The sequence below is a fragment of the Pedobacter sp. 05L430 genome, from assembly GCF_056397585.1.
Genome location: NZ_JBFTNT010000216.1, coordinates 1 through 7,201, shown reverse-complemented (window position 1 = coordinate 7,201; position 7,201 = coordinate 1). Strand labels below are relative to the sequence as shown.

The following is a 7,201-nucleotide window of genomic DNA, read 5'->3' as shown; positions in this document are numbered from 1 at the left end:
CAATTAAAACTAGGGGGCGTTTTTAAAATTATTGATTATGAAAACATTAGGGGAGAAATTTAGAATTTTACGTCAGAAAAAGGGAGTCAACCAAAAAGCGATGGCCGACTTGTTAGAGATATCTATTCCGGCGTATTCAAAGCTTGAAACAAGTATCACAGATCCGAACTTCAGCAGAATTAATCAGATAGCTGAAGTACACAATTTAACTTTAAGGGAGTTACTGGATGTTGGAGAGGAAGGGGTTAATGAGCAAACGCAGTTGATAAAGCAGTTAAAAGAAAAGGTGAGCGAGCTTGAAAATGCAGTAATTAGGTTACAAAGTAAACTAATTGACTTGTATGACAAGGATGAACAAAAGAAATAAATCAACTAAGAATATCTTTAAACTTGTAAACAAGGATGTTGCTATCCTTTGTTTACAAGTTTAAGTAATGCAACGCACCGTTCGGTTAACCAGTTAAAATCTGTTGCATCCTGAGGGGCTTGAAATAGCTTGGAACCAAATCCTAAAGCAGTAACCCCCGCATTTAACCAGCTATCAATATTTTCTTTATTTACATCAACACCGCCGGTTGGCATAAATTTTAAGCCAGGAAACAATGGTTTTATAGCCTTTAAAAAGCCTGGGCCAAGCGTGTCGCCAGGAAAAAGCTTAACTAATGAAGCGCCAAGCTCTTCKGCAAAGTTGATTTCTGTAGGTGTCATACAGCCGGGCACCCAAAGCAGCCCATTTGAAAATGCTAGTTTAGCTATATCCTCTTTCACAATTGGACTAACTATAAAATCGGCACCAATACTAATGTACTGATCGGCCTGTGCTACAGTTTTTATGGTACCTATACCTAATTTAAGATCCGGAAAATGAGCATTTCTATATTCCAGCATGGCTTTGAAATTTTCAGGAGCATATTCGCCCCTGTTGGTAAACTCAAAAACCCTGATGCCTCCGGCGTAGCTGGCTTTAAGAACATTTATACAGGTGTCTTTATCTTCATGATAATAAACCGGGATAACAGGGTATTTGCCTATAATTTCTAATGTATTGGTTATTGCATTCATTTTTAATGTTTTTTAAAGAGTTCCATCACCAAAATCTCCTTTAACAAAGAGCTTTTGATAACCAGCGTTTGTTGCCTTGTTGATGATTTCCTGTCCATCTTCATTGTTGGTTAGACCGTATATGAGCCCGGCCATAAAAGCATCTCCACTTCCAATTCTATCTACAACTTCATTAGTTTCGCGGATTGGGGAAATGTAATTGCTTTCTGGTGTATGATAGGTTCCGTAAAACAGGTTATGTTTTGGATTATCCATAAAACGGAAGGTATTGGCGATGTGTTTGCACTGAGGGAATAGTTTAAAAATTTCTTTAGCTGATGCTTCTGAGTGGGTAAAGTATTCCTGAGCTGTGGTTTGGCGGTTTAGATGGTCGCTAACACTTGTTCCCAGCATTTTATTGGCTGCCCAGATGTTACCCATTATTACATCGCAATACTGAATTAGTTCTGGCATTACCTCTATGGGTTGTTTGCCATAATCCCAAAGTCTATTTCTATAATTCAAATCGACCGAGATGGTTATGCCTTTTTTTCTTGCTGCAGCCAGGACTTCTTTACAAACAGCTGCCGTATTTTCGTTTAAAGCAGGGGTAAGGGCGGTCCAGTGAAACCAGGTGTATCCATCTAATACCTTTTCCCAATCTATCACCCCGGGTTTAATTGAGCTGAATGAAGAAAACTTTCTGTCGTACACTACCTGGCCGCTGGTTAATCCATTAGCTGATAGTAAAAAGTATAGGCCAAGTCTGTTACCTTCCAGGATGGTTTTAGAAGTATTGACTCCTAATTCCGAAAGGTATTGCAAAGCATTTGTTGTTAGTGCATTGTCGGGAGCACAAGTTAAATAAGAGACCGGTAATTTCCATTGACCTAAGGAGGCCGAAACATTTGCTTCGGAGCCTCCTGGAAATAAAGCAACGGTATGATTTTTAGAAATAAATTGATCTTCTGTGGAACTGAACCTTAAAAGCAGTTCGCCAAATACCAATATGTTTTCTTTATTCTGCATAGTTTTAGTTATTCAATATACAATTATACAGGTTAACCAGTTAAAAATATCAGGGTGGTTAATATATAAAAACGCAAACGATTTCGTGAATTTTAATGTTTGCTTTGAGTAGATGCTCTTGCTTTAATATAGGTTTCGAGCATTACGGTTTCGTACTCAGGATCCTGATCTTTTCTTTCTATTAAGGAAATTAGTTTTTTTGCAGCTAATTGTCCCATTTCAAAAGCAGGTTGATGTACTGTGCTTAAAGCCGGGCTTAATGCTTCGGCGAGATCTGTGTTGGTAAATCCAATTAAAGCGATATCATCAGGAATGTGATAACCAAGTTTGTTGAGCCGGGCAAGGCATCTGGTGCTGATCTGATCGGTAGCGGTAAAAATGGCATCAGGCTTATCAGATAGATTCATGAAATATAGAATTGCTTCTTCAAGATCTGAATTTAGCTTCTGAGTATCGGAATAATCGCAAGACCTTAGCAATTCTGGTCGGTAGGCAATGTTGCTGTCTTTTAATGCTTGTTTATAGCCATTTAGGCGTTCGGTAGCTATACTTAGGGTGGTATTGGTATTTAGGTGGGCTATATTTTTATAGCCGCTCTTTATGAGGTGCATTGTGGCATCGTAGGCGCCTTGAAAATTATCGGCCCCAACTTTATGCGTATTTATCTGATCGCTAAGCCTATCAAAAAGAACAATAGGTAAGCCAGCCTCCTGTAAAGAGCGTAAGTAACTGAAATCAACGGTTTCGCAAGCAGGGGAGATCAATATACCATCGACTCCTCCGGAGTAGAGTAATTCAATACATGCAGCTTCTTGCTTTTCAGATTCTTTGCTCTGCATGATAATGATCTGGTAAGAATTATCTGAGCTAACAGTATCGATACCATCCAACATCTGTGCAATTACATTGTTATCTAATGAACATACTACTACGCCAATAGATCTGCTTTTTCCTTCCTTAAGTCCTTTGGCTAAACGATTTGGCGAATAGTGATGCTTTTGAGCATATTCCAATACCTTTTGTTTGGTATCTATACTAATCTCATAACTGTCGTTTAAAGACTTAGATATTGTAGAAATAGATAAATTGAGCGCTTTTGCAATGTCTTTTAAGGTAACGCTATTGTTCATGCTGATCTCTATTTGGTGCAAGGGCGAATTTGCAATTATTATAGTTCAATAAGGTAAAGATACTTTTTTTTATTTTTTTTAAGCCCTTAATTCGTATTTGACAAATGGATTACACTTATAATAATAACTGTTTATACATTTGCTTAACGGTGTTAAATTATTTACACACCAATATAAATAATACGATGGGAAGTAAAGAGCGCATAGCAAGACTAAAAGAGGAGACACGACTCAATATCCTTGATGCTGCCTTAGACATAGTGAAGGATGAGGGATGGCAGGCTTTAAGTATGAGAAAGATTGCAGATAAGATTGAGTACACTGCCCCAATTATTTATGAATACTTTGCTAATAAAGAAGGAATATTACTTGAACTGACCCGTAAAGGATACATTATCCTGGCAGGGGAGGTTAGAACAGCAAGAGATAAACACGATACGCCTGAGAGTCAGTTAGAGGCAATGTGGGTTGCGTACTGGAATTTTGCATTCAAGTATAAAGAGCTTTACCAACTGATGTATGGTGTAGATATGAACTGTTGTGAGCTGAAGAAAAAGATGCCGGAGGCAGAGCTTTCTGATGATCTGATCTATGATGTAATAGAAAAAGTGATCACATTAAAGAATCCGTCTGAGGATTTTGTTTGCAGAAAGTTCTATACTTTCTGGTCTATTATTCACGGTTTAATTTCTATTAACCTTGTAAACAAGGGCCGTGATGCAGAGATGAATCAGCGTATTCTAAAGGATGCCATCAGAGGAATCATAAAATATATAAACGAATAATACCCAATACGAATAAACTCAAAGGCTAAATAGCCTCATTTTTTAACAATTACTTAACGCCGTTAAACGGCTTACAACCGTTATACGCCAAACCTTTTAATCTATCATGTTATGAAATACTACCTCCCTAATTCACAATTATTTAACACTGTTAAACAATCTTACGTTATGAAATCAATACTTATATTTTCCGCTATGTTTTTATTGGCCTGTTCCAATAAAGCCCCGCAGGCAGTAGCACCTGCACCGCCTGCTTTACCTGTTGCCAGTGTTGTTTCTGGCACAGAAACAACTTACCAAGAGTACCCTGCATCTATCGAAGGATCTGTTAATGTTGAAGTTAGACCACAAGTTAGTGGCACCTTAGAAAAAGTATATGTTGACGAAGGTGCTTTTGTAAAAGCTGGTCAGCCTATCTTTAAAATAAATGAACAGCCGTACAGAGCCTCGCTAAACAATGCCCTTGCAGCTCAGCATTCAGCTGAAGCAAGTTTAATAAATGCCCAGTTAGAAGTTGAGCGTTTAACGCCGTTAGTACAAAACAAAGTAATCTCTGATTTTCAATTGAAATCTGCTAAAGCTACTGCACTTGTTGCTAAAGCGAACATTGAGCAAGCAAAAGCAAATGTTTCTACCGCTTCTATAAACTTGGGATATACCTTAATTAAGGCACCTGTTAGCGGTTATATTGGCAGATTAGTTAAAAAACAAGGAAGTCTTGTTGGTCCTACAGATGTAGATGCCTTAACTCAATTGTCGGATGTGCATGATGTTCATGTTTATTTCGCCCTTGGCGAAAAAGACTTTGTAAACTTCAAAGATCAATACCCTGGTCAAACCTTAAATGATAAGCTTAAGCAACTTCCTGCAGTAGCATTAATTTTAGCTGATGATAGCGAATACGGCACAAAAGGACGAGTTGACGTGATTGACGGTCAGTTTGATAAAAACACCGGAGCAATTACTGTTAGAGCAAAGTTTGCTAACCCTCAGGGCTTATTGAGGTCGGGAAATACAGGCAGAATTCGCCTGAGCCTGCAACATACTAATACCCTTGTAGTTCCTCAATCGGCAACTATAGAGGTGCAGGATAAAATCTTTGTATTTGCACTTGCTGATAGCAATAAGGTTAAAAAACAAGCCATCAGCGTAATCGGTAAAACAGGTACTAATTATCTGGTAAAAGACGGTGTTAAAGCCGGCGATCAGATTGTGTTAAGCGGACTTGACCGCTTACAAGAAGGTGCAGTGATTGCACCACAAAAAGCAACCGATAAAGTTGCTAAAAACTAATTACCCAATTAAACATTAACTGTCATGTTCAAAATTTTTATACAAAGGCCCGTATTAGCTACAGTAATCTCCATATTATTGGTGATACTGGGTGTGCTAAGCCTTACCAAATTGCCGTTACAGCAGTTTCCAGACATTGCGCCACCATCAGTACTGGTAACTGCTAACTACCCCGGCGCCAATGCAGAAACCGTATTACGTTCGGTTGCACCATCGCTAGAAGAGTCTATCAACGGTGTTGAAAATATGAGCTACATGAGCTCAACAGCTAGTAATGATGGTACATTGGCTATCACTGTTTACTTTAAGCTTGGAACGGATCCGGATCAGGYTGCTGTAAACGTACAAAATCGTGTGGCACAGGCAACAAGTCAGCTGCCAACTGAGGTTGTACAGCAAGGTATCATTACTGCCAAACAACAAAATAGCTTTATCATGGCTATTGGTATGTATACCGAAGATGAATCTAAATACGATCAGACATTCGTAGCCAACTATGCACAAATCAATATTATTCCTGAGATCAAAAGGATTCCGGGTGTTGGTTCGGCAAGCATATTTGGCGGAGTAAAAGATTACTCTATGCGTATCTGGCTTAATCCTACTCAAATGGCTACTTACCATATTACTCCTAATGAGGTAATGGCTGCAATACAAGATAAAAGTTTGGAAGCAGCACCAGGTCGTTTTGGTGAAAGAAGTAATGAGGTTTTTGAGTACGTTATTAAATATAAAGGCAAGCTGACAAAACCTGAGGAATATGAAAACATTGCTATCCGCGCAAATGAAGATGGTTCTACACTTCGCTTAAAAGATGTAGGAAGAGTAGAGTTTGGTGCATATTCATACAACAGTTTAACCCGCTTAAACGGTAAAAAAGGAGTTGTTCTGGGTATTATCCAATTAGCAGGTTCAAATGCTAATGAGATCCAGATTCAGATAAACAAATTAATGGAAAAAGCTGCTAAAGATTTTCCAAAAGGTGTTAAACACAATATTTTTTACAGTACAAAAGTTGCACTGGATCAATCAATTGAACAGGTACAGCATACACTTATTGAAGCGTTCATTTTGGTGTTTATCGTTGTGTTTATCTTCCTTCAGGACTTTAGATCAACGTTGATTCCTGCTATTGCGGTTCCAGTAGCTATTTTGGGTACCTTCTTCTTTATGCAGCTGTTTGGGTTCTCCATTAACTTATTAACGCTGTTCGCTCTTGTACTGGCTATTGGTATTGTGGTGGATGATGCCATTGTGGTCGTCGAGGCTGTCCATGCCAAGATGGAGCATAAGCGCATCGGTGCTAAACAGGCCACAGCCGAAGCGATGCACGAAATTAGTGGTGCCATTATATCAATTACATTGGTGATGTCGGCTGTATTTTTACCTGTAGGTTTCCTTGAAGGTTCAACAGGGGTATTTTACAGACAATTTGCCTTTACAATGGCTACCGCGATTATTATATCAGCTATCAACGCCTTAACATTGAGTCCGGCATTGGCTGCATTGTTCTTGAAAGATAATCATGCAGATCATCCTGATGAGCCCAAAAAAGGATTTAAAGAAAAATTCTTTGCTGGGTTTAACAGAAGCTTTAATGCTATGACAGACAGGTATGTAGGCGGTTTGAAATTCCTGATCAAAAATAAAGCAGTTAGTATTATTGGTTTGGCCATTATTATTTTGGCTACCGTATGGATGGTACAAAGAACACCTACCGGGTTCATTCCAACAGAGGATCAGGGGTTTGTGGCTATTGCCGTAAATACGCCTTCTGGTACTTCGTTAGATGGTACTTCTAAAGTAATGAAACAGGCTGAGGCTGAATTGGGTGCTTTAGATGCATCAAGATTTGTTACCTCTATTACAGGTTTTAACTTGCTTACTTCATCAACAAGTCCATCTTCGGCAGTTGTGTTTGTG

7 protein-coding genes are annotated in these 7,201 nt (G+C 38.7%); 4 read left to right on the top strand and 3 right to left on the bottom strand.

Annotated elements, in window-relative coordinates; translation table 11 throughout:
- The first annotated feature begins 37 nt into the window (after positions 1-37).
- On the top strand, positions 38-367 hold the full coding sequence (locus tag AC1DG9_RS20255) for a helix-turn-helix domain-containing protein (protein ID WP_172663052.1): 330 nt from the start codon (positions 38-40) through the stop codon (positions 365-367).
- A gap of 41 nt (positions 368-408) precedes the next feature.
- Here the strand turns inward: AC1DG9_RS20255 and AC1DG9_RS20250 are convergent, their stop codons facing one another.
- From AC1DG9_RS20250 to AC1DG9_RS20240, 3 genes are all read right to left on the bottom strand, one after another.
- Positions 409-1,062, bottom strand: coding sequence for a beta/alpha barrel domain-containing protein (locus AC1DG9_RS20250; RefSeq protein WP_172663051.1), 654 nt, complete (start codon positions 1,060-1,062; stop codon positions 409-411).
- Between the two features lie 12 nt (positions 1,063-1,074).
- Complete coding sequence (locus AC1DG9_RS20245) at positions 1,075-2,070, bottom strand: sugar kinase (protein ID WP_172663050.1); 996 nt, start codon at positions 2,068-2,070, stop codon at positions 1,075-1,077.
- A gap of 92 nt (positions 2,071-2,162) precedes the next feature.
- Positions 2,163-3,200, bottom strand: a complete 1,038-nt coding sequence (locus tag AC1DG9_RS20240) for a LacI family DNA-binding transcriptional regulator (protein WP_337716299.1) — start codon at positions 3,198-3,200, stop codon at positions 2,163-2,165.
- Between the two features lie 185 nt (positions 3,201-3,385).
- On the opposite strand from AC1DG9_RS20240, the gene AC1DG9_RS20235 reads away from it, so the two are divergent.
- The 3 genes from AC1DG9_RS20235 to AC1DG9_RS20225 all read left to right on the top strand — a co-directional run.
- A complete protein-coding gene (locus tag AC1DG9_RS20235) occupies positions 3,386-3,985 on the top strand; it encodes a TetR/AcrR family transcriptional regulator (protein WP_172663048.1) in 600 nt (199 codons plus the stop codon).
- Between the two features lie 168 nt (positions 3,986-4,153).
- A complete protein-coding gene (locus AC1DG9_RS20230) occupies positions 4,154-5,278 on the top strand; it encodes an efflux RND transporter periplasmic adaptor subunit (protein ID WP_172663047.1) in 1,125 nt (374 codons plus the stop codon).
- A 24-nt stretch (positions 5,279-5,302) separates the two neighbouring features.
- Positions 5,303-7,201, top strand: a 1,899-nt coding sequence (locus tag AC1DG9_RS20225; RefSeq protein ID WP_477635131.1) for an efflux RND transporter permease subunit, incomplete at its 3' end; no start/stop codon positions are given.